Source organism: Haloferax sp. YSSS75 (assembly GCF_046764215.1).
Classification (GTDB): domain Archaea; phylum Halobacteriota; class Halobacteria; order Halobacteriales; family Haloferacaceae; genus Haloferax.
Genome location: NZ_CP177206.1, coordinates 2,195,295 through 2,216,700, shown reverse-complemented (window position 1 = coordinate 2,216,700; position 21,406 = coordinate 2,195,295). Strand labels below are relative to the sequence as shown.

The following is a 21,406-nucleotide window of genomic DNA, read 5'->3' as shown; positions in this document are numbered from 1 at the left end:
CCACGATTGTTTTCGTGTGACTGTTTCATTTAACTGTCAGAATTTCGGTTCAATATCGGTTTCTGATACCGTCGTTCACCTTTTATGAGACTGTTCTGACAATTGAACAGATACGTTCGAAAGAACGTCGCGGCCATTCCTGTGCGACGTGGCCGATGCTCGACGCTCGGTTTCGACGAACCGTTGGAGACGCCAAGCGAGTAAAACGAGGTGAAGGGTCGAAACTGTTCAGAACAGTTTCGGGGACGACTGAGTCGCAACGGTCTGAACGTGGATTGCAACGAACTTCTCGGTGAAAATGTCAGGCTATTCCTTCGAGAATGTCGGGAGACGTGCTGGGTTGGGGCAGATTCGAACCTCGTGAGACAGGTGTCTCACGTACTCACGCTCGCTCCACTCGCGTGAACCTCACTCGCTCCCTGTGGTCGCTCGCTGGTTCGAATCTCCCGTGACAACTTTTCAGAACACGACTCCTCGTGAACTCCGTTCGCGATGCTCACGGAGTTACAACTCGTCGTGGTAGTGTTCTGAAAAGTGGGTTGGGGCAGATTCGAACTGCCGACCTGCTCCGTGTGAAGGAGCCGTCATAACCTGGCTAGACCACCAACCCGGCTACGAACGTTCGTTCCCTGCGCCGCCAATTAAGACTTACGTTGTGCCCCGATTATGGGGCCAACAGCGGACGTTCACTGACCAGTTCGGTTCACACGGCGTCGGACTTTTCCGGCCGCCTGCTTGCTTCGAGTCGCCGCTTGTCGAGCGCCGTACTCGACGCGTTCACGACGCGTCTGGGGACCAACTTCCTCATCGGCTTCCATCTCGCGTCCCACTCGCTCCATGAGACGTTCACGGTACGGTTCCGTCTCTTCGTCGAGGCCCGCGTAGAGGTGTTCGAAGCCTTTTCGGAAGTAGTATCGCGCGTCGGTAAAGTGCCGGTTCATACCTTGAAATACTCTCGCAAACGAGAAAACGATTACGTCGGTCAGACGTGAGTGTCACGAGGCTGTGAACAAACGACACATTTTAGTAATTCTTAGGCATACCTAAAACACGGGCAGACCGACCGGAAGACGATCGGTCACCCGACAGCGTCTGTCTCCTCAGGACGGCGATACCGTGGGCACGATTCGTCCGTCCTGGCCCACTACCGCTCTCTAGCCGTCGGTTCGGTCGAGCGCCCGTCGAGAACCGCCGCTTCCAGGTCACCCGATTCAGTCTGCACCCTGCGGTTCCCACCAGGGGCAGTCGGTACAGCGGTCGATTCCTGTGACGGGCGAAGTTTGCCCGCCGCATTCCGGACACGGTTGTCGTAACATCGTACACCGCCGGTCTCACGGCAACCGGTAGGAATAGCTACCCCACCATAGTCGGGTTCGTGACGACTCCACGACCGGTCGGAAGCGAGTGGTGGCGACACCGCGGCTATCGAAACCCACCGACGGGACGCCCCCGTCAGTACGTCGGCGAGTCTTCGCGCACGCCGTCGCGTTTGTTGACGAGGCGGGCGAAGACGAACAGTGCGTCAGAGAGTCGATTGAGATAGGCGACGACTTCAGTGTTGACCGGTTCTTCGGCCGCGAGCGAGACGACGCGTCGTTCGCCTCGCCGGGAGACTGCACGGGCGTGGTGGAGTTTTGCCCCCGTCTCGCTTCCACCCGGAAGGATGAACGACGAAAGTGGGTCGAGTTCGGATTCGGCCTCGTCTATCCACGCTTCGAGGTCATCGACGTGTTCGGCACGTATCTGTGGGTCGTCCTCGTCCGGGTCGGGATTCGCGAGGTCCGCCTGGACGATGTGCAGGTGGTTCTGTACCGCTTCGAGGACGTCGTCGACGTCGTCGTAGCCAGTCGGTCTGACGGTGCCGACGAGGGCGTTCACTTCGTCGACGGTCCCGTACGCTTCGATTCGACTACTCGTCTTCGACACGCGGGTCATATCCCGCAGGTCGGTCATTCCCTCGTCGCCACGGCCGGTGTAAATCTTCATTGTGTGAGTGCTCGGTCGATGTACTGGATGATGTTCTCGCTCTCGTTCATCGTCACACCGCGGTCCTCGTCGACGAGCACCGGGACGACTCGCTGGCCGCTCACCCGCTTTACTTCGTCGCGTTCGGAGTGTAACGCCTCGACCCAGTGTGTCTCGTAGTCGATTCCTGCCTCGGTGAGCGCATCGTGGACGTTCTCACAGAACGGACACCCATCGAGCGCGTACAGGACGATTCCCATGACCTGTGGTTTGGGGCGGCCGGGCAAAGAGATTTGGTCGCTATCTACGACTTCGAGTCGATTCGCACGTGGCGCCGTCGACTCGGCGCGATTGCTATGTCGCTGCCCGTCGTATCAACTGTATATGATGAGTGATGTACAGACTATCGACTTTGAGCGTGCGAAAGTCGCCTACCGCGACGAAGTAGATGGTGCGTACCTCTACGATGTCCTCGCCGAACTCGCGGACTCACCCGAACTAGCGGCCGTATACGAGCGTCTTGCCGACTCGGAACGTTCTCACGCCGAGCGACTGCGGGAACTTCTCGGCGACGATGCATCGCTCTCGTCGTCTCCCTCGTGGCGGGCGCGCGTCCTCTCTCGACTCGCCAAGCGATTCGGTCCCGGTATCGTCCTCTCGACGCTGACCGAACGAGAGATAGATGGCGCTGCGGGGTATCTCGACGCAGGCGAAGGGGAAATCGCGGCCGACGAACACGGCCACGCGAGAACACTGCAGGCACTCTCGGAGACGACCAGCGGCGTACAGGGGACCACACTCGCAATGCTGGAGGGACGGCACCGTGCGACGAGCGGAAATACACTCCGCGCGGCGGTACTCGGTGCCAACGATGGTCTCGTCTCCAATCTCAGCCTCGTAATGGGTGTCGCAGGCGCGTCGCTCGCGCCGGAAGCCGTGCTCATCGCCGGTCTCGCAGGGCTCGTTGCCGGGTCCGGGTCGATGGCGATGGGCGAGTGGCTCTCGGTACAGAGTTCGCGCGAACTGTACGAACGACAACTCTCCGTCGAGGCTGCGGAACTCGAAGCGAGTCCAGAAGAGGAAGCCGAAGAACTCGCCCTCATCTACCGAGCCAAGGGTGTCCCCGAGGACCGGGCGAGAGAACTCGCCCATCGCCTCGTCTCCGACCGTGAGACGGCACTCGATACGCTCGCACGAGAGGAACTCGCAATCGACCCGGAGGACCTCGGCGGGTCGGCGTGGGGTGCGGCGGCGAGTTCGTTCGTCCTCTTTGCGATTGGTGCTGTCCTCCCGGTCCTCCCGTTCTTTTTCCTCTCCGGTGTTTCGGGGGTCGTCGCGAGTCTCGTACTGAGTGCGGTCGGTCTCTTCGCTATCGGGGCGGGAATCACCGTCCTGACCGGTCGAAGTCTGCTCTACTCCGGTGGCCGACAGGTCGGTATCGGCCTCGCCGCTGCGGCGTTGACCTACGGAATCGGCTCGCTCGTCGGTGTTGGGTTGGTCGGGTAGCCCGACCCACCATAGAGAATTAGACGCGTCTAATTTCTATCTTAGACCAATATATCTATAAACCCCTCACCATCTATTCAAAATAGTGATGACCAACAAATCTCGTCCAACGAGAGAACGGACATTCTCTCGTCGGCGCGTCCTCGCCGCCGGGACCGGACTCGTGACCGCTGGCCTCGCCGGCTGTCTCGGTGGTTCGGAGGCAACCGTCGGTGGCGGCGACAGCTCGAACACCGACGAGTCAGAAGACGGCCCCGTCGTCGTCGCATCGTTCTTCAGTTTCTATGACTTCGCGCGAAAGGTGACGAACGACACTCCCGTGACGGTGAAGAACCTGATTCCGACCGGGCTTCACGGCCACGGGTGGGAACCGGACGCGAGCGTCACGAGAGACATCGTCGATGCGGACGCGTTCATCCACGTCGGAAAAGACTTCCAACCGTGGGCGGACCGTGCGATTCAAACGCTCGAAGACGACGGCGTGGATACGCAACTCATCAACGTGCGCGAAGGCGTCGAACTCGTCGAACTCGCCGCGAGTCTCGACAGAGAAGAAGAGGGAGTCGGTGAAGGCCGCGGGAAAGACCCGCACTTCTGGCTGGACCCCCAGCGCGCGAAGACGTCCGTCGACAACATCACCGAGGGATTGGTCGAACTCGCGCCCGAGCACGAAGACACCTTCCGGGCGAACGCGTCGGCCTACAAGACAGACGTCCTCGACAGAATCGACGCGGATTACCAGCGAATCTTCGACGACGCCTCGCGGAACGTCGTCCAGTTGGCCGCACACAACGCGTTCCAGTACATCGGCGTGCGGTACGGCGTCGAGATGCGTCCACTGGTGGTCAACCTCGCCGCGAGCGGTGACGTGAAACCCTCCGACATCACGGAGGCCAAACGCGTCATCGACGAGAACGATATCAGATACATCGGTGCTGGTGTGTTCGAGACGCGCAGACCGGCGAAACAACTGATTGCCGAGACTGCAGTCGAAGCGTACTACCCCGTGACACCGTACGCTGGCGTCCGCGAGGACTGGGTCGAAAACGAGTGGGGCTACGAAGAGATAGCGTACAACATCAACATGCCGACGTTCGAAGTCGTCCTCGGGAACAAGACGCCGGACGAAGTCGGCTCCGACGAGTGGAACGACGAGTGGAGGAACTTCGAATGAGCAGGACAGACCACTCCGGGGAACGACCTGCTGACGCGGCAGTTCAACCAGTGGTCGAACTCTCGAACGTCGACTTCGGCTACACCACCACTCCCGTCGTCGAAGATATCTCGCTTCGTATCGACCCCGGTGAGTACGTCGCCGTCGTCGGCCCGAACGGGTCGGGGAAGTCGACGCTGATGAAACTCATGCTCGGACTCCTCCGTCCGGACACTGGTGAGACACGACTGTTCGGCGAAGCCTCGCACGCCTTCGACGACGGTTCGCGAATCGGCTACGTCGCCCAGCACGCGAGTGCGTCGAAAGAGATGCCCATCACGGTCCGCGAAGTCGTGAAGATGGGCCGATTTCCGCACGTCGGATTCGGCCGCCTCTCCGACGCCGACCATCGAATCGTCGACGATGCCCTCGAAACCGTCGGGATGGCGTCGTTCGCCAACCGACGTGTGACGAAGCTCTCCGGTGGACAGCGTCAACGAGCGTTCATCGCCCGAGCACTCGCGGGCGAGGCTGACCTCCTCGTCCTCGACGAACCCACCGTCGGCGTCGACGCCGAGTCCGTCGACGCCTTCTACGACCTCCTCGAATCGCTCAACGAGGACGGAATCACCATCCTCCTCATCGAACACGACCTGGGTGCGGTGACGGACCACGCTCGGCGAATCGTCTGTCTCAACCGCGAGGTGTACTTCGACGGCCCCACCGACGAGTTCGTCGAGAGTGACGCCCTCGCCCGGGCGTTCGGGACTGCCGCGACGTTCGTGGGAGGGACGTGATGTCGGTTGTCCTCTCCGCCGTGCTTCAAGCAGGTCCGTTGGACGCACTGCTCGCCCCGCTGTACTGGTTCCTCGCAATCTGGTCTGACCTCCTGTTTCTCGCCGGCGACGTGACTGGCCTCGAATTCCTGGAGTACCGCTTCATGCACCGGGCCATCCTCGTCGGTCTCTGCATCGGGGTGATGGCACCGCTCATCGGGACGTTCCTCGTCCACAGACAACTCGCACTCATCGGTGACGCCCTCGCGCACACCGCGTTCGCCGGCGTCGCCATCGGGTTGTTCCTCAACGGCGTGTTGAACCTCGGCGTCTCGCCGTATCTGAGCGCCGTCGTCGTCGCCGTCATCGCCGCACTCCTCATCGAACTCATCTCCGAAGCCACCGACGCCTACAACGACGTGTCGATGGCCATCGTGCTGTCGACGGGGTTCGCACTCGGGACGGTCCTCATCAGTCTCAACGCCGGTGGCCTCGCAGTCGGCATCAACCAGTATCTCTTCGGCAACCTCTCGACTGTCTCGGCGGAGAACGCAGCAATCCTCCTCGTACTGTTCGCGATAATCGTCGGGACGATTGCCCTCACGCGCAACCAACTCCTCTACGTCACCTTCGACGAGACGGCCGCCGCCGTCTCGGGTATCTCGGTCACGTGGTACAACCGTGTGATGGTCATGCTGACTGCACTCGTCGTCGTCGGGGCGATGCAGATTATGGGTGTCATCCTCGTCGCCGCGATGCTCGTCGTCCCCGTCGCGGCGGCCGCTCAGATGGCGCGGAGCTTCTCTGAATCGCTTCTCGTCTCCGTCGTCCTCGCCGAACTCGCCGTTCTCCTCGGTATCGGCGTGTCGTACTACGGCGAGGCAACCGCGGGCGGCGTCATCGTCCTCGTCGCGGTGGCTATCTACGTCGTCTCGGTGGTCGTCGGAAAACTACAAGCACGTGTCCGCGAGGATGTGACGCCGGAACTCGGCAGCATCGACGCCAGCGACGCGAACGCGAGTTCCGACTGACGATATTCGACGCTCACCCGTCTCACGTCGTCACTCGTGCCGACAACCCGGATTTTGTATCGCGATATTTAGTTTACTGCGACGGCAGGAACCGCACACGAACCAATATCTTCAACAACGACCACGACGGATTCGCTCGTATGAGCGACCTCGAAATCGAACGAGACTGCCCGGTCTGTGACAACGACAGGTTCTACCTCTCCGCCAGCATGGAGGTTCACCTCGGCAAGAAGACCAAGTGGCGCTGTACCGAGTGTGGCTACGGCTACATCCACATCACGGACGAGGCAGAAACCTACGCGAAAGCGTAAGTCGAAAAACGAGTTTTCGGTTATTCCTCAGTCTCGAGCGATTGCCACGAGAGACGCGGGTTCCGCGCCGCAGACACCTGGTCGATACGCCGGGCGCTGGTCTTCGAGGGCGCAGTCTCCAGTGCCTCGTCGGAGTCGGCGTACGCCGCGTTGAACGCGCGGGCTAAGTCGTCGAGCGACGCTTTGTCTTCGACTTCCGTGGGTTCCGTGAGCATCGCTTCGGGGACGAGTTCGGGCCACTTCGTCGTCGGTGGGTGGACACCGTAATCGAGCATCCGCTTTGCCACGTCGGCCGCGTCTCTGTCGCCCGACGTCGCCGCGAACTCGTGGTGGAACGGTCCGTACGGCACGTCGAGGTCGATTTGCGAGGCGAGGTAGTTCGCGTTCAACACGGCTTTCGCACTGGCGTCTGCGAGTCCTTCGTCGCCGAGGCGGGCGATATACGCGTACGCCTTCACGAGCACCAGCCAGTTGCCGGCGAACCCGTGTACCTTCCCGATAGACGACTCGGGAGTGTACAGTTCGTATCCGGCGGCCGTCTCGCGAACCATCGGACTCGGCAGGTAGTCGGCCAGTTCGTCGACGACACCGACCGGGCCGGCACCCGGTCCACCGCCGCCGTGAGGCGTCGCGAACGTCTTGTGGACGTTGTAGTGCATGATGTCGAAGCCCATGTCGCCGGGGCGAGCACGTCCCAAGAGCGCGTTGAAGTTCGCGCCGTCGTAGTAGAGCAGGCCACCGGCGTCGTGGACCATCTCCGAGATTTCGACGATATCGCGCTCGAACAAGCCGAGCGTGTTCGGGTTCGTGAGCATGAGTGCGGCCGTCTCCTCGGAGATAGCCGCTTCGAGAGCCTCGATATCGACCCGTCCCGCGTCGTCAGACGGGAGTTCGACCACGTCGTACCCCGCCATCGCGGCAGAGGCGAAGTTCGTTCCGTGGGCAGACGCCGGGATGATAATCTCCGACCGGTCGTCGTCTCGGGCCTCGTGGTACGCTTTCGCGATGAGGATGCCAGTGAACTCTCCTGCGGCACCTGCCGGGGGTTGGAGCGTCACCGCGTCCATCCCGCCGATATCGGCGAGATACTCTTGGAGGCCGTGGAGCAAGCCGAGCGTCCCCTGAATCGTCCGGTCCGAGCGGTCCGGGTGGACACCGGCGTTCGGGTCTGCAGCGACGTCTTCGGTGAACGAGGGGTTGTACTTCATGGTACACGACCCCAGTGGGTACGGCCCCAGTTCGACGCTGTAGTTCATCTGTGAGAGACGCGTGTAGTGACGCGCCAGTTGGGGTTCCGAGAGTGCCGGAAGCGTGAGTTCGTCACGAGTCAGGTCGTCGGGAAGGACGCCGTCGGCGTCGACTTCGACGGTGGTGCTGTCCTTTTCGGACAGGAGCGGTTCGTACACGTCGTCACGGCTGAATCGGGCTTGGTCGAAGTTCATCAGGCTACCTCCTCGAACGCCGCGACCAGTCCGTCCGCGGCGTCGGCGTTCACCTCGGTGATACAGACCTGGATGTGGTGGTCGTCGAGTGCGTGGACTGCGTAGCCACGGCCGGCTAGGTCGTTCGTAATGGCCGGTGCGGGTTGGTCGGTGTGGAGGACGAACTCACGGAAGTGGTGGCGGTCGTAGACCGGTGCTTTGACGCCCGAGATGTCGTCGAGTCGGTCTGCGAGTTCACGTGCTTCGGTGACCGCATCCTTCGCCAATCCGACCAGACGGTCGGGGCCAAGCCACGCGATGTGCATGGCGGTGCGAAGCGCCACCCACGCCTGATTCGTACAGATATTCGAGGTTGCACGCTCCTTGCGGATGTGCTGTTCGCGGGTCTGCAGCGTCAGCGTGAACGCTCGCATGTCTTCGGCGTCTTCGGAGACACCGACGAGACGACCCGGGACCTGCCGGAGGTAGTCCTCGCGGGTGGCGAAGATGCCGAGGCCCATGCCGTAGGCCGTTCCGACGCCGAGTGCGTCTGCTTCACCGACGACGACGTCGGCACCGACGCTCGCCGGTTCTTGCAGGAGCGATAGGGCGACGACGTCGCTGCCGAGGCAGAACAGTGCGTCGTTGTCGTGGGCGATATCGCCGATATCGGCGAGTCGCTCCTCGATGACGCCTCGAACGGTCGGACTCTCTGCGTAGACCATCACCGTCTCGTCGTCCGCGAGTTCGGAGAGGGCGTCCACGTCGGCCGCACCGTTGTCCATCGGGTACGATGCAATCTCCATGTCGGCACCGTCCAGGTAGTTTTCGAGGACGCCAAGACGGCCCTCCTGAATGTGCTCGGGGACGAGCACGCGATGGCCGCTCGCACCGCGTCGAAGGCGGTTCGCGAGGAGTGCGGCCTCTGCGAGCGCCGTCGCGGCGTCGTACATCGAACAGTTCGCAACTGGCAGGCCGGTCAGTTCGACCAGCATCGACTGGTACTCGAAGAGTGCCTGCAGGAATCCCTGTGCAATCTCCGGTTGGTACTGCGTGTAGGAGGTGAGGAACTCCGAGCGACGCGACAGGTCGTCGACCAGCGCCGGCACGTAGTGGGCGTGGTGGCCGCGGCCGAGGAACTCGGTCAAATCCTCGTTGCGGGCGAAGAGCTCCGCGAGCGACTGTCTGAGTTCTCGTTCGCCCGTCGCGTCGATACCGAACTCGTCGGCGAAGCGCACGTCCTCGGGGATGTCGAAGAGCGATTCGACGGACTCGGCCCCGATGGCGTCCAGCATGTCCGCTTCGTCGGCGTCTGTGTGAGGCGCGTAGGGACTTCCGTCCCGACGTCCGTTTCCAGCCGTCATCTCACTCCGTCTGCTCGCGGTACTCCTCCGCAGAGAGGAGAGCCTCGAACTCGTCGGTGTCGGACGGTTCGAGTTCGAGCATCCATCCGTCGCCGTACGGGTCGTCGTTGACGAGTTCTGGTGCGTCGAACAGGTCTTCGTTGACGGCGACGACAGTGCCCGAAACCGGGGCGTAGAGGTCGGAAACCGCCTTGATACTCTCGACGACGCCGAATTCGTCGCCGGCCGAGAGTTCGTCGCCCTCCGCGGGGAGTTCGACGAAGACGACGTCGCCCAGTTCGTCCTGTGCGAAGTCGGAGATACCGACGCGGACGGTGTCGCCGTCGGTGGTGGTCCATTCGTGCGATTCGAGGTACTTTCGGTCGTCGGGAATTTCGAACATTATCGGTCGATAAAGGGTGGTGTGACTATCTGTGCGCGCTTCTGTCGGCCACGGACGAGCACTCGGATGGACGTTCCTGCGTCCGTGTACTCGACGGGCACGTATCCAAGTCCGATGGGTTCCGACAGCGTCGGACTCATCGTCCCGCTCGTCACGGTGCCGATAACGTCGCCGTCTTCGGTGGCGACATCGTAGCCGTGTCGGGGGATTCCACGGTCCAGTAGTTTGAAGCCCACGAACTTCTCGTCGACTCCTTCTTCCTTCTGCCGTTCGAGAGCGTCGCGGCCCACGAACTCGGTGTCTAACTTGACGACGAAGCCGATTCCTGCTTCGTACGGTGTCCGCGGTTCGTCTTCGGGGTCGAAATCTTGCCCAGAGAGCAAGTAGCCCATCTCCAGTCGGAGCGTGTCGCGAGAGCCAAGTCCGCACGGTGTCGCGTCGAGCGACGACCACACCGTCTCGGCGTCGTCCCACGGACAGAGGACTTCGAAGCCGTCTTCGCCGGTGTAGCCCGTTCGGGCGACCCAGCATTCGACACCCGCTACGTCTGCGAACGTCGCCTCGAACTTCGAGAGGCGGCCGAGGCCGGCGTCGGGTGCCGCGGCACCGACCGTTTCGACTGCGTCGGGTCCCTGTACCGCGAACATCGCCCACTCTTCGGTGACGTCCTCGACGGTGGCGTCGAGGCCCCACTCGTCGCGGAACGAGGTCCAGCGGTCGTACATCTCTTCGTCGTGCCCTGCGTTCGGGATGAAGAGATACACCCGGTCGTCGCGGTCGGGTAATCGATAGACGACGGTGTCGTCGATGATGACTCCCTCGTCGTTTACGATAGCCGAGTACTGCGAGTCACCCGGGTCGAGGGCCGTCACGTCGTTCGTCGTCAGGCGTTGCATCAACGCAGTCGCGTCCGGCCCGGACACCTCTATCTCGCTCATGTGCGAGACGTCGAAGATGCCGACGGACTCTCGGACTGCCGCGTGTTCTGCCTTGATGGAGTCGTACTCCACCGGCATGTCCCATCCGCCGAACTCCGTGAAACGCGCCCCGGCGTCAGCGTGGGCGTCGTACAACGGCGGCTTTCGAAGGCCCATACGGGCCACTGCGAACCGCGATAAGTAATGCTTTGGTATCTCCTCTCCCGGTGTGTGCACGAATGTGGGTAAAATAGCACGTCTGAATGGCTAAAAACACCACGAACCCGCAACTCGAAGGGCGAATACTGCCATCTGTCTGATTTCGGGCCGTCCGAGACGCGTCGGACACATAAACCGGATACTGCAATACAGAATTGGCGAGGCACTCACAACAGGTACTGCACGCAGACGTAGGGGAGTGGTGGCGGAACCGCAGTGCGTACACGGCGGGAGACCGGTGACCGAAAAATGGCGTGTTCGTGTGGCGACTTGCCGTCGGTTACGATAGTCCGACGACGCTGGCGACGTCTTCGAGCGCGACGAACTGCTTTTCGCCGTCGCGGTTTTCGAGTTCGACAGTCCCTGTCTCCCGGAAGTTGTTGCCGAGGACTGCTTTCCAGGGGATGCCGAGTAAATCACTCTCGGCGAAGCGCTCGCCGATGGTCTGGTCGTCGTCGTCGAAGAGGAGTGTCTCGTCGCGCCCACACACGTGATGGAGTTGGTCGGCGACAGCAGCGATGTCCTCGTCGTAGTCGAGGGGGACGATTGCGAGCGTGTAGGGAGCGACGCTTCCGTGGTCGGTCACGGGCCATCGGAGGCCACTCTCGTCGCCGTGTTGTTCGACCAGTGTGTGGACGAGTCGGTCCACGCCGATGCCGTAACTCCCCATCTGGACCAGTCGTGTCGTCCCGTCGGCGGTGTCGACGGTGAGGGCCGCGGGTTCGGAGTACCGCGTCCCGAGTTTGAACACGTGGCCAATCTCGATACCCTCGCCCGCGACGAGCGTTTCGCCGCAGTCGGGGCAGGCGTCACCGGCGTCGACGTGGACACCGGGCGACTCGTCCGTCACACCGAACCGACAGCCATCGGCCTGGCAGTAGACGAGTGTGTCGCTCCCGCTCTCGACGGGGGCGACGAACTCCTCAGAGTTGGTCCCGCCCATCACGCTGTTCTGGGCGTCTACCACGACGAAGTCGACGCCGACTGCATCGAAGATGCGACAGTACGCCTCGCGGACGCGCACGTACCACTCGTCTAATGACTCACGGGTGGCGTGGAGGCTGTAGGCGTCTTTCATCGTGAACTCCTTCGTGCGGAGGAGTCCGTTTCGGGCATGGTCGTCGCGGTGTTTCCGCTCGACTTGGTACAGGAGCATGGGCAGGTCGTGGGCCGACCGAACGACGCCTTCGACGAGGTGGACGATACCCTCCTCGTGCGAGGGTGCGAGACACATCTCCTGTCCGTCGCGGTTCTCGAAGGTGAACATCTCGCCCTCGAAGCTCCCCCAGCGTCCGCTCTGTTCCCAGATGGCCCTGTGCTGGAGACTGGGCAGACTGACTGCTTGTCCACCGATGGCGTCCATCTCTGCCTCGATTCGCCGGATGACGTTCCGGCGGACGCGCTCTCCGGAGGGGGCAAAGCCGAACAACCCACTCCCGAACTGCCGGATGAGGCCCGCACGGACGAGGAGTCCGACGGTGTCGTTCTCCCAGCCCCGCGTTTCGCGACTCGTGAACAGGGTCAGGTCGCTACGTCGCACAGGACTCACCTCCAGTAACGCAGTCGCTCGCTATCGCAGGGACTGTCCGAGAGACGCTCGTCAGTAGTCGGGCAGAAACAGTGTCGATACGGCTATCGCGGAACCCAGCCGTGAGTCGCACCGGACCCACGGCTTCGGATACAGATTCGTTGGTCTGTTGCCATACGAGTAGAGGAACTGTCGATGAACGAATAAATCTTCCCACATTCTGTCGGATAATAGTGAGACGTGTTGTCTATCGTGGACTGCACTGTGCACTCACGTGACACGTTCCGTGGCGGGAGATAGATTTATTAGCACAAAGGTGGAAATAGTTACTATGATTGTTGTAAGTTCTGAGAACCAGACCACCGTCCGCTCGACGCCCGTTCGCCGCACCGCCACCTTCGCAGAGATGTCCGCTGCGATGCGTGACCTGTGAACGTTTCGTTTCGAATCTTCTCTCCTGTATCCTCCTGCTGTTTCGGCTACTGAGGGTGTCTTAGTCTCTCGATTCGACGCCAGTCGGTCGAATACCGCCGGCCTCGTCTAACCTGTAGGTTACTCTAGTATTACGAGACTATCTGGGGTTTGAACGTCTCTACTCCCCGAATTTCGGGTCTCAGCAGTGTCTCCCGGGAAAACGGATATACCCTTGGGTGACATATTCTACCGAACTGGGCAACAGTGCCCTGATACCCATGGCAGACAAACCACACCAGAACCTGGCCATCATCGGACACGTCGACCACGGAAAATCGACACTCGTCGGTCGACTCTTGTTCGAGACAGGCAGCGTCCCCGAACACATCATCGAACAGCACCGCGAGGAAGCAGAGTCCAAAGGCAAATCCGGTTTCGAATTCGCCTACGTCATGGACAACCTCGCAGAGGAGCGTGAACGCGGTGTCACCATCGACATCGCCCACCAGCGCTTCGACACGGACAAGTACTACTTCACTATCGTGGACACGCCGGGGCACCGCGACTTCGTGAAGAACATGATTACGGGCGCGTCGCAGGCCGACCACGCGATTCTCGTCGTGGCCGCCGACGACGGTGTCGCCCCGCAGACTCGCGAACACGTCTTCCTCGCCCGGACGCTCGGCATCGAGACGCTCATCATCGCCGTCAACAAGATGGACGTCGTCAACTACAGCGAAGACACCTACAAACAGGTCAAAGAGGAAGTCCAAGAACTCCTGAAACAGGTTCGGTTCGACACCGACGACGCCCGCTTCATCCCCATCTCGGCGTTCGAAGGAGACAACATCGCCGAACACTCGGAGAACATGTCGTGGTTCGACGGGCCGACGATTCTGGAGGCGCTGAACAACCTTCCAGAACCGTCACCGCCGACGGACGCACCGCTTCGCATTCCGATTCAGGACGTCTACACCATCTCGGGTATCGGGACTGTTCCGGTCGGACGTGTCGAGACGGGCATCCTCAACACCGGCGACAACGTCCGGTTCATGCCGTCCGACGCTGGCGGCGAAGTGAAGACCATCGAGATGCACCACGAGGAAGTCGGTGAGGCCGGCCCCGGTGACAACATCGGGTTCAACGTCCGTGGTGTCGGCAAGGACGACATCCGCCGTGGTGACGTCTGTGGCCCGGCCGACGACCCGCCGTCCGTCGCGAAGACGTTCAAGGCGCAAATCGTCGTCATGCAACACCCGTCGGTCATCACCGCTGGCTACACGCCGGTCATCCACGCGCACACCGCACAGGTGGCGTGTACGTTCGAATCGCTTGACCAGAAACTCGACCCTGCGTCGGGTGAAGTCGCAGAAGAGAACCCGGACTTCATCAAAGCCGGTGACGCGGCAATCGTCACGCTCCGGCCACAGAAACCACTCAGCATCGAGCCATCGTCCGAAATTGCCGAACTCGGCAGTTTCGCCATCCGCGATATGGGACAGACCATCGCCGCCGGCAAGGTACTCGAAGTCAACGAATGACCGGGTGCCCGGTCTGACTGTTCTTTTCGCGCGACGCGTTCAGGTCTGGCCCTGAATTCCCGGGTAGAGTGCAGAGACCTGCCAGACGTTCGCACGGACGCCTGCACGTTCGATGTCCATCCGAACCTGCTCGCCAGCGCGGTGGGTAGCCAAGAACTCACGGAGCGTCTCGTCGTCGTACGAGGTGACGTGGTACGTCGACCCGTCATCGTCCCGGAGTGTCGCCGCACCGTGGTGGTTTACCTCTTTCACAATCGTGTATGTCTTGGCTGCCTTTGTGGACATCGTCTCGGGCATGAACAGTAATATGTGTGAATGTAGCATAAAGCCGGCGACTCGTTTAATAAATCATTATAAACTAATTAGCGATTTTCACGTTTCTAGGAACGTCTGCGACAACGCCCCCGTCACGACACTCTCACGTCGGGCGATGAGTCGACAAAACGGCCCGGTCCCAGCTAGCACCCGGACGGTCCACGCACCGTTCGTTGGGGCCGGTGTGGGACATGTCGTGGGTCGGTTACACCCCCGAGACGGGGTGCGTCTGTTCTGAGAAACGTTACCGCCCACAGCTGTGTGGTCCGTCCGTTGCAGTGAACCGAGCGCGACGGTATCGACGTGGGCAAGTAAGTTAACGAACGGGCCTGATATAGCAAGGAGTACTTACACCTCTGAGACGTCGCTGACGCGTCGCCGAACGTCGACGTAGTAGTTCCGGAGGACGTCCCGGCCGATGCGAAGCGGTGTCTCGCTCCCGACGTCGTCGTCGAGGACGGCGGTCACGGTCCGACGCTCGCCAGCCAATTCGACGACGATATCGACCCGCGGAGTGGCGTCGTCGGAGATGACCGAGGGTGGTTCGGTACCGACTTCGATTGCCAACTCGGGCGTGATTCGTGTCGTGTCTGCCGCCGTGTCGATGTGTGCGAGCACGTCTTTCGACCCGCTGATTCCGGTCACGGTCACTTGCTCCGTGAACCCGACGACTGGGACCCGGTGGTCCCGGACCGACGACGGTGCGTCGTCGGGCGGTGAGCCGTCGAGTTGGCGACTGAGGCGTTCGACGTCGGCGTCGTCGACGGTGCCACCCGCGCGTTCGATGGCGAGTCGTGCGATGGCTGCGGCGGGTGACCGCCCCGTCGCTCGGAAGAGGCCACGGAAGCCAGCAGTCGGATTGACTTCGAGTACGACCCACCCGTTCGGACCCTCGATGAGGTCGACGCCCGCGTAGTCGAGTCCGAGTGCGCGAACCGCGTGGAGTGCTGCGCCGGCGGCCTGTTGTGAGACGTCGTCTGTCGCGTCTTCGACTTCGCCCCCGAGTGCGACGTTGGTCCGCCAATCTCCTGCCGGCGCGTACCGATACATCGCGCCGACGATTTTGTCGTCGACGACGTAGACTCTGAGGTCACGGTGTGTGTCGGCCTCACTGAGATACTCTTGGACGAACGCGCGACGCCCGTCGACGCTCACCGAGAGTGGGCGTTCGTGGTCGACGAGCCACGTCCCGCCGCCGTTCGTCCCGATAGCCGTCTTGTAGACGACGGGCGTCCCGAAGGCAGAGCGCGCTTCGTTCAACTTGGCCGCACCCGTCGCGAGATAGGTATGCGGGACTGGGACGCCTGCTGCAGCGAGTTTGGCCGACGTCGCGTGTTTGTGGACTGCGAAGAGGACGCTTCGTGGGTCGTTGAGAACGGGGCGGACGGCGGCATAACAACTCGCGATAGAGAGGTCTTCGAGTGGAGTCGTCGACTTCGAGAGTAAGAGTCGGTTGACGACGACATCCACGTCGGGGTCGAGTGTCACCCCGTCGGACGAGACGTCGATACCCACCGCCTCTTCGTGGAGCCAAATCGGTTCGTGGCCCAACGACGAAATCGTGTTACTGAGTGCTTTCGTCTCCCGGCTATCGTGAAAGCCGAGAATCCCGACTGTGATGGTTGACCCCCCGTCCTTCATAGGTGAGATACGACGTCCAGTAGTATCAGCGCATCGCGAGTTGGACGAAAGAATGGGAGTTGCTGAGTGTGCGGACCGCACCCGAAATTGCTCATGAAGATTCCGAGAGGGGTCGTTGCTGTGCTTGCACGGGCGCCGGAAATCGCGGGGTGCCCGTAGTCCAGTACTGCGTTTTCGTGATGCTTAGCGTGTCACTCGTCGACCGTGTTCGTCCTCTGAGGGTGCCCGCCCTGAGAGGAGCGACGAGTTACTGATGCCGCCGGTTCCGTCGTCGTCGTCCGCGGTTCCGGCGGCGATACCTGCAACATGGGTTCCGTGATATTCGTCGGCGACAGTCACGCTCGGACGTCCAAGCGCGGTGTCGCTTGCCGAGATGACGTTCTCGGACGCCTGGTCGGGCGCCTCTGCGAGGGATTTGACCGCGGCGTAGCCGAGCGTTTCGTTCTCGTGGACGACGCGTTCGTCACCCGTCACGTGTGCTTCGATGACCACCCGAGGACTGCCTGCAGTCTTCGAGACGCCAACGAGGACCTCGTCTTCTTTCGGGCCCGGCGCTCGCCTCGGTGTCGCCGCTGTCACGCCGGCGTCGCCGGCGAGTCTTGCTGCGGCGGAGGGACGCAGGAAGGTGCGTCGTCCGACACGTGAGGTGCCTGCCATGGGCACACTCATCTCATCAGAGAGTCTTCTTATGTTCTTGCTTGACTGAAATCGATATTTCACCCAATTACCAAAATTATATCCTACTTTCTGAGGCGAATCTGAATATAGTTCCAATTTGGGCATCTCCATCGGTGACTCCCGCTCCGACGAACAGCGGTGGCGGTGACCGTCGAACGCACACCTCGAAATTTATAAACGCGAAACCGGGTGAGGTGATGTATGGACCTCTTGCGGCGGTTGTTCGGTTCCGACGAGGCGCCATCGGGCCGGGTCGCCCTGTTCGTGGATGGACCGAACGTCCTCCGCGACGAGTTCGACGTCGACTTAGACGATATCCGAGAGGCGGCGCGCGCACTCGGCGGCCAGATGAGCACGGCACGACTCTACCTCGACGAACACGCGACGCCCGGCCTGATTCAGGCGGCCGAGGCGCGCGGATTCGAAGTCGTCGTCACCAGTGGGGACGTAGACGTGAAACTCGCGGTGGACCTCACACGGTTCGCCGTCGAGCGTCGCGCCGAAGTCGTCGCCATCGCCTCCCGCGACACCGACTTCAAGCCCGCGTTGGAGACGGCAAACGAATACGGCCTCCGAACCGTCGCCATCGCACCCGGCAGTTACGGCCGGTCCGACGCCCTCCAGAACGCGGCGACGCACGCCGTCACGCTCGACGAACTCACCGACGAAACCGAATCGTAGTCGCGTCGCCGTCGCCGCCCCGCACCGATACCGAACGGTTCGCTTTTTTCCCGCCCGGCCGACCACACGACCATGCAGGAGTTCGACACGCCGATACTGGACAATCACCTCCACCTCGACCCGGCCCACGGCCGTGGCCTCGAGGCGGTGAAGGACTTCGCCAGAAGCGGCGGAACGCACCTTCTCGTCGTGAACAAGCCCTCGTGGCTTCTCGGCCACGAGGTGGAGACTGGCGAGGATTTCCGCCCCGTCTTCGAGACGACTATCGACGTGGTTCGGGAGGCCTCCGAACTACTCGACGGCCGAGCGTGGCCCGTCCTCGGTGTCCATCCCGGACTCGTCTCGAAACTCGTCGACGACAGAGGCTACGCCCCCGAAGACGCGCGCGACCTGATGTGTGCTGGCCTCGACACCGCCGCCGAGTACGTCCGCACGGGCGACGCACTCGCACTCAAGTCCGGGCGACCACACTACGATGTCACCGACGCCGTCTGGGAGGCGTCGAACGACGTGCTCAAACACGGACTCGAACTCGCCGCCGACTGCGACTGCGCCCTCCAACTCCACACCGAGTCGACCACCGACATCTCGGACGTCGCGTCGTGGGCCGACGAACGCGGCGTCCCTCGTGAGCGCGTCGTCAAGCACTACGCACAGGGCCACCTCACCGGCGCCACCCCGAGCGTCATGAGCGACAGGGACCGACTCGAAGTCGCCGCCGGACGCGACGAACCCTTCCTCATGGAGACTGACTTCATCGACGACCCGGACCGACCCGGCGCGGTGATGGGGCCGAAGACGGTTCCCCGTCGCGTCGACTGGATGCTCGACGAAGGCTACGACGCTGCGGTGAGAAACGCACACGTCGAGACACCGGCACTCGTCTACGACGTCGACACCGAAGCGACGCTCGACCGGTAGACCGGCGTCTGGTAGCGAACACTGACAGTGTGTCCATCGTGAACGACGTCCTCGTGGTCGGTCATCCGACTCCCGTCGGCGATTTTCGTGCGTCGAACCCGCACGCTCCGGGGTCGCACACGGTGCCATCGGATAAGAAAGGCATTTGAGTCCGGCACGGGAGGTTGTAGGTATGACCGAGGCCGAGGAACGATACTACTCCCCGGAACGTTGGCAGAACTGGTTGACACGCGTCGAAGAAGAAGACCTGGACCTCGAAAGCGAGGAGACCGGTCGTCTCCTGATGAACATCCAGAACGACGCGGCTATCGCCATCGCCAAGATTCTGACGGCGTACGACGACGGCACGCTCGACGAAGAAGAGGCACTCGACGAACTCGCCACCGTCCACGACATCGTCATGGCGGAAGCCGAGTTCGAATCCGAGAACGAAGAGGGTGAGATTCTCATCGGCAGTGTCCAGACGAGTCTCACGTGTGCCTTCTTCACGGCCGAAGAGTACCTCGTCGCCGGGCCGGCCGAACTCGAAGACGAACTGGAGGCGTACGTGCTCGCCGCCGCAGACGCCGAAGCGAACGACGACTTAGACGCAGCACTCGGCTACATCGTCCAGATGGGGACGAACGTCGTCGACGGGGAGGAACTGGATATCTCCGTCCTCGAAGACATCGAGTTCGGCCTCGTCACGGAGTGGGTCGACGGTATCGAGAGCCTCAAGAGCGGCCTCTCGGAACCCGAAGTCGTCGAAGAAGAAGACTAATCTCGGCCTCCTTCTCGCTCGCTTCTGTTTCGCCTTCCGTCATCGAGTGACGACACTCGTGGGACGCGAGCGTCGCGAACGAAGCGCTCGACGTGGTGAGTCGCTGCGGAGGACGCCTCGACGGCGGCGACGCGGACCGACGACCAGTCGGTCGCTGGCGATGGCTACTTCGGAACTGCGACGAAGTACGTCGCGACCCGGTTGTCGTCGAACCGAACGGTGAGGATGAAGAAGTCACCGTCAGTGCTGAGTTGATTCGTCGAGCCATCTTTGAAGAACTCCAGTGCAACCTCCGTCGAGGTGTCGGCGGGCAAGGAGACGCTGTTCGTCCCGAGTTCGTGTTGCTGTCCGCCGACTGGTTGCGTGGCGGAACCGTTGAACGTGACTCCGTTCGCCAACTGGCCACCCTGGTCCGGGTAGTAGAAAGACACCCGGAAACTCGTGATGTTCCGCGAGGCACCGGTGTTGTTGAGCGTCACGTCCACGATGTGTGAGTTGGAGTTCGACCGGGATTCCGAATTCTCGAGGATGACGTCTCCCTCGTAGTCGTTCGGCGGGTTGATTTCGTCGGTCGAACCGCCGTCCCCACTACCGCTACCGCTTCCCGACCCGTCTCCGGTGACGACTGGGATGGTGTACGTCACCGACTCGTCGGATTCGACCGTGCCACTTCCGTCGAGGTCAGTGCCGCCTCCCTCGATGGTAATCTCGCCCGAGGCGTCGTCGTCGACAGTGAACGTGAATCTGGCTTCCCCCTCGTCAGTCGTCGTGACGGTCTGACTCGCCGGCGTGGCGTCACCAGTGACCGTGAAGTCGATTGGTTCGCCACCGACTGGGTTGTTGTACCGGTCGCGCGCTTCGACGACGACTGACGTGGTCTCACCGGGCGACGCGGTGACGTCTGTCGTCGCCGGAACGAGGTAGTCCGCGGGCGGTTGCGTCACCGACGGCGTCGCCGACGCCGAGGACACCTCGACCTTTGCGAGGCGCAACTCGTACGTCTCGGACCCATCGAGGGTTATCCGAACGAGCGTGTTCGTCGCGTCGGCGGCGGCGTCGAGGTCCGTAACCGAGACGACGTCGCCGTTTTCTCGCATCCGGTCTGCCACAGTCGAGCGGTTCCACGCCGTCGCGTTGGCCCCGACGGGGACGGTGACTTCGATGTCGCTACCACTCGAATTCGTCACCGTCACGGTTCGCGTCGCGGACGTGACCGGCGTGACGGTCAGCGGTGTTTGAATGCTCGACGAACCGATTCGGCCGTCGATGGTGACGACGGTGAGTCGGTTACCCGAGAGGAGCGTCTGCCCACCGAGTGGGACGACGTTCGCGCCCGTCTCCCGGTGGACGCCCATCCCCGTCAGCGAGACTGGTTCCGCGTCGAGTTCGTTGTAGTCCGGTGTGTAGCGGAGCGTCTTGGTGTCGTACGCTCTGGGACTCCCGTCCCACACCGTCTCGACCGAATCCGGTTCACCGTCGACGGCAACCGCCCCAGTTATCGTAACGTCGGTCGAGTCGGAAAACGAGAGACTTCCCGTCGGTGGGCCGGGGTTCACGAAGAGTGCGCGCGGACGATATCGCACGCCGGTCTGGACGGTAGTCCCCGACTGCACGTCTTCTGTCGCACCCGTGAGGATGCTGTTGTGCAGCGAGACGAGGTCATCCGAAGCGTCGAGGTACGCTTCGAACTCCGTCGCTTTCGTCTCCTGCGGAACGACCGTCGCCTGATAGAGCGACAGGCCGATGACGAGGATGCCGAACAGGAGGATTGCACCAACCTGCACCGACTGTCCTCGTTCACTGTCGAGAAAGTCCATTGGCGGGGAAAACCGCGTGGAAGGGTATAGGTCTATTGCCGTGACTCTCAGTCGACCAAGAGGTT

Annotated in this window: 20 protein-coding genes, 1 tRNA gene and 1 pseudogene; 9 read left to right on the top strand and 13 right to left on the bottom strand. The window is 61.9% G+C overall.

What is annotated here, in order from left to right:
• Nucleotides 1-535: 535 nt before the first annotated feature.
• The 4 genes from ACK3R5_RS11755 to ACK3R5_RS11740 form a co-directional block, all read right to left on the bottom strand.
• Nucleotides 536-610, bottom strand: a tRNA-Val gene (locus tag ACK3R5_RS11755).
• A 76-nt stretch (nt 611-686) separates the two neighbouring features.
• Nucleotides 687-941, bottom strand: a complete 255-nt coding sequence (locus tag ACK3R5_RS11750) for a hypothetical protein (protein WP_411967082.1) — start codon at nt 939-941, stop codon at nt 687-689.
• Nucleotides 942-1,452: 511 nt separating this feature from the next.
• Nucleotides 1,453-1,986 (bottom strand): cob(I)yrinic acid a,c-diamide adenosyltransferase, encoded by a 534-nt coding sequence (locus tag ACK3R5_RS11745; protein ID WP_411964239.1) that lies wholly within the window; start codon nt 1,984-1,986, stop codon nt 1,453-1,455.
• Nucleotides 1,983-2,225, bottom strand: a complete 243-nt coding sequence (locus ACK3R5_RS11740; protein WP_411964238.1) for a glutaredoxin family protein — start codon at nt 2,223-2,225, stop codon at nt 1,983-1,985. Before ACK3R5_RS11740 ends, ACK3R5_RS11745 begins: the two co-directional genes overlap by 4 nt.
• Before the next feature lie 127 nt (nt 2,226-2,352).
• Here ACK3R5_RS11740 and ACK3R5_RS11735 point away from each other — a divergent pair, with 127 nt between their 5' ends.
• The 5 genes from ACK3R5_RS11735 to ACK3R5_RS11715 all read left to right on the top strand — a co-directional run bounded on the left by ACK3R5_RS11735 (nt 2,353) and on the right by ACK3R5_RS11715 (nt 6,742).
• A complete protein-coding gene (locus ACK3R5_RS11735) occupies nt 2,353-3,471 on the top strand; it encodes a VIT1/CCC1 transporter family protein (protein ID WP_411967081.1) in 1,119 nt (372 codons plus the stop codon).
• An 88-nt stretch (nt 3,472-3,559) separates the two neighbouring features.
• A complete protein-coding gene (locus ACK3R5_RS11730) occupies nt 3,560-4,645 on the top strand; it encodes a metal ABC transporter substrate-binding protein (protein WP_411967080.1) in 1,086 nt (361 codons plus the stop codon).
• A complete protein-coding gene (locus ACK3R5_RS11725) occupies nt 4,642-5,421 on the top strand; it encodes a metal ABC transporter ATP-binding protein (protein WP_411967079.1) in 780 nt (259 codons plus the stop codon). Before ACK3R5_RS11730 ends, ACK3R5_RS11725 begins: the two co-directional genes overlap by 4 nt.
• On the top strand, nt 5,421-6,431 hold the full coding sequence (locus ACK3R5_RS11720; RefSeq protein ID WP_411967078.1) for a metal ABC transporter permease: 1,011 nt from the start codon (nt 5,421-5,423) through the stop codon (nt 6,429-6,431). Before ACK3R5_RS11725 ends, ACK3R5_RS11720 begins: the two co-directional genes overlap by 1 nt.
• Nucleotides 6,432-6,571: 140 nt before the next feature.
• Nucleotides 6,572-6,742 carry a hypothetical protein gene (locus ACK3R5_RS11715; RefSeq protein WP_411964233.1) on the top strand — a complete coding sequence of 57 codons (171 nt, stop codon included), beginning with the start codon at nt 6,572-6,574 and terminating at the stop codon, nt 6,740-6,742.
• A 20-nt stretch (nt 6,743-6,762) separates the two neighbouring features.
• On the opposite strand, the gene gcvPB is transcribed toward ACK3R5_RS11715, so the two are convergent.
• From gcvPB to ACK3R5_RS11690, 5 genes are all read right to left on the bottom strand, one after another.
• Entirely contained in the window at nt 6,763-8,184 is a 1,422-nt protein-coding gene (gene gcvPB / locus ACK3R5_RS11710) for an aminomethyl-transferring glycine dehydrogenase subunit GcvPB (protein WP_411967077.1), read from the bottom strand.
• Entirely contained in the window at nt 8,184-9,527 is a 1,344-nt protein-coding gene (gene gcvPA, locus ACK3R5_RS11705) for an aminomethyl-transferring glycine dehydrogenase subunit GcvPA (protein WP_411967076.1), read from the bottom strand. Before gcvPA ends, gcvPB begins: the two co-directional genes overlap by 1 nt.
• Nucleotide 9,528: 1 nt before the next feature.
• Complete coding sequence (gene gcvH / locus ACK3R5_RS11700; protein ID WP_411964230.1) at nt 9,529-9,909, bottom strand: glycine cleavage system protein GcvH; 381 nt, start codon at nt 9,907-9,909, stop codon at nt 9,529-9,531.
• Nucleotides 9,909-11,003: a glycine cleavage system aminomethyltransferase GcvT gene (gene gcvT, locus ACK3R5_RS11695; protein ID WP_411967075.1), complete on the bottom strand. Its 1,095-nt coding sequence runs from the start codon at nt 11,001-11,003 to the stop codon at nt 9,909-9,911. Before gcvT ends, gcvH begins: the two co-directional genes overlap by 1 nt.
• Nucleotides 11,004-11,325: 322 nt before the next feature.
• Entirely contained in the window at nt 11,326-12,585 is a 1,260-nt protein-coding gene (locus ACK3R5_RS11690) for an aminoacyl--tRNA ligase-related protein (protein WP_411967074.1), read from the bottom strand.
• Nucleotides 12,586-13,265: 680 nt separating this feature from the next.
• Here ACK3R5_RS11690 and tuf point away from each other — a divergent pair.
• On the top strand, nt 13,266-14,528 hold the full coding sequence (tuf, locus tag ACK3R5_RS11685; RefSeq protein ID WP_411964227.1) for a translation elongation factor EF-1 subunit alpha: 1,263 nt from the start codon (nt 13,266-13,268) through the stop codon (nt 14,526-14,528).
• 39 nt (nt 14,529-14,567) lie between these two features.
• Here tuf and ACK3R5_RS11680 read toward each other — a convergent pair whose 3' ends face one another.
• From ACK3R5_RS11680 to ACK3R5_RS11670, 3 genes and pseudogenes are all read right to left on the bottom strand, one after another.
• A complete protein-coding gene (locus ACK3R5_RS11680; protein ID WP_411967073.1) occupies nt 14,568-14,825 on the bottom strand; it encodes a hypothetical protein in 258 nt (85 codons plus the stop codon).
• 366 nt (nt 14,826-15,191) lie between these two features.
• Entirely contained in the window at nt 15,192-16,484 is a 1,293-nt protein-coding gene (locus tag ACK3R5_RS11675; RefSeq protein ID WP_411967072.1) for an ATP-grasp domain-containing protein, read from the bottom strand.
• A gap of 201 nt (nt 16,485-16,685) precedes the next feature.
• Nucleotides 16,686-17,141, bottom strand: a pseudogene (locus tag ACK3R5_RS11670) (S8 family serine peptidase); the annotation flags it as partial.
• Nucleotides 17,142-17,363: 222 nt separating this feature from the next.
• Here ACK3R5_RS11670 and ACK3R5_RS11665 point away from each other — a divergent pair.
• From ACK3R5_RS11665 to ACK3R5_RS11655, 3 genes are all read left to right on the top strand, one after another.
• Nucleotides 17,364-17,843 (top strand): NYN domain-containing protein, encoded by a 480-nt coding sequence (locus tag ACK3R5_RS11665; RefSeq protein WP_411967071.1) that lies wholly within the window; start codon nt 17,364-17,366, stop codon nt 17,841-17,843.
• Nucleotides 17,844-17,915: 72 nt separating this feature from the next.
• A complete protein-coding gene (locus tag ACK3R5_RS11660) occupies nt 17,916-18,764 on the top strand; it encodes a TatD family hydrolase (RefSeq protein ID WP_411967070.1) in 849 nt (282 codons plus the stop codon).
• A 172-nt stretch (nt 18,765-18,936) separates the two neighbouring features.
• A complete protein-coding gene (locus ACK3R5_RS11655) occupies nt 18,937-19,524 on the top strand; it encodes a DUF2150 family protein (RefSeq protein WP_411964222.1) in 588 nt (195 codons plus the stop codon).
• Between the two features lie 164 nt (nt 19,525-19,688).
• Here the strand turns inward: ACK3R5_RS11655 and ACK3R5_RS11650 are convergent, their stop codons facing one another.
• On the bottom strand, nt 19,689-21,341 hold the full coding sequence (locus ACK3R5_RS11650; protein ID WP_411967069.1) for an Ig-like domain-containing protein: 1,653 nt from the start codon (nt 21,339-21,341) through the stop codon (nt 19,689-19,691).
• Nucleotides 21,342-21,406: the final 65 nt, after the last annotated feature.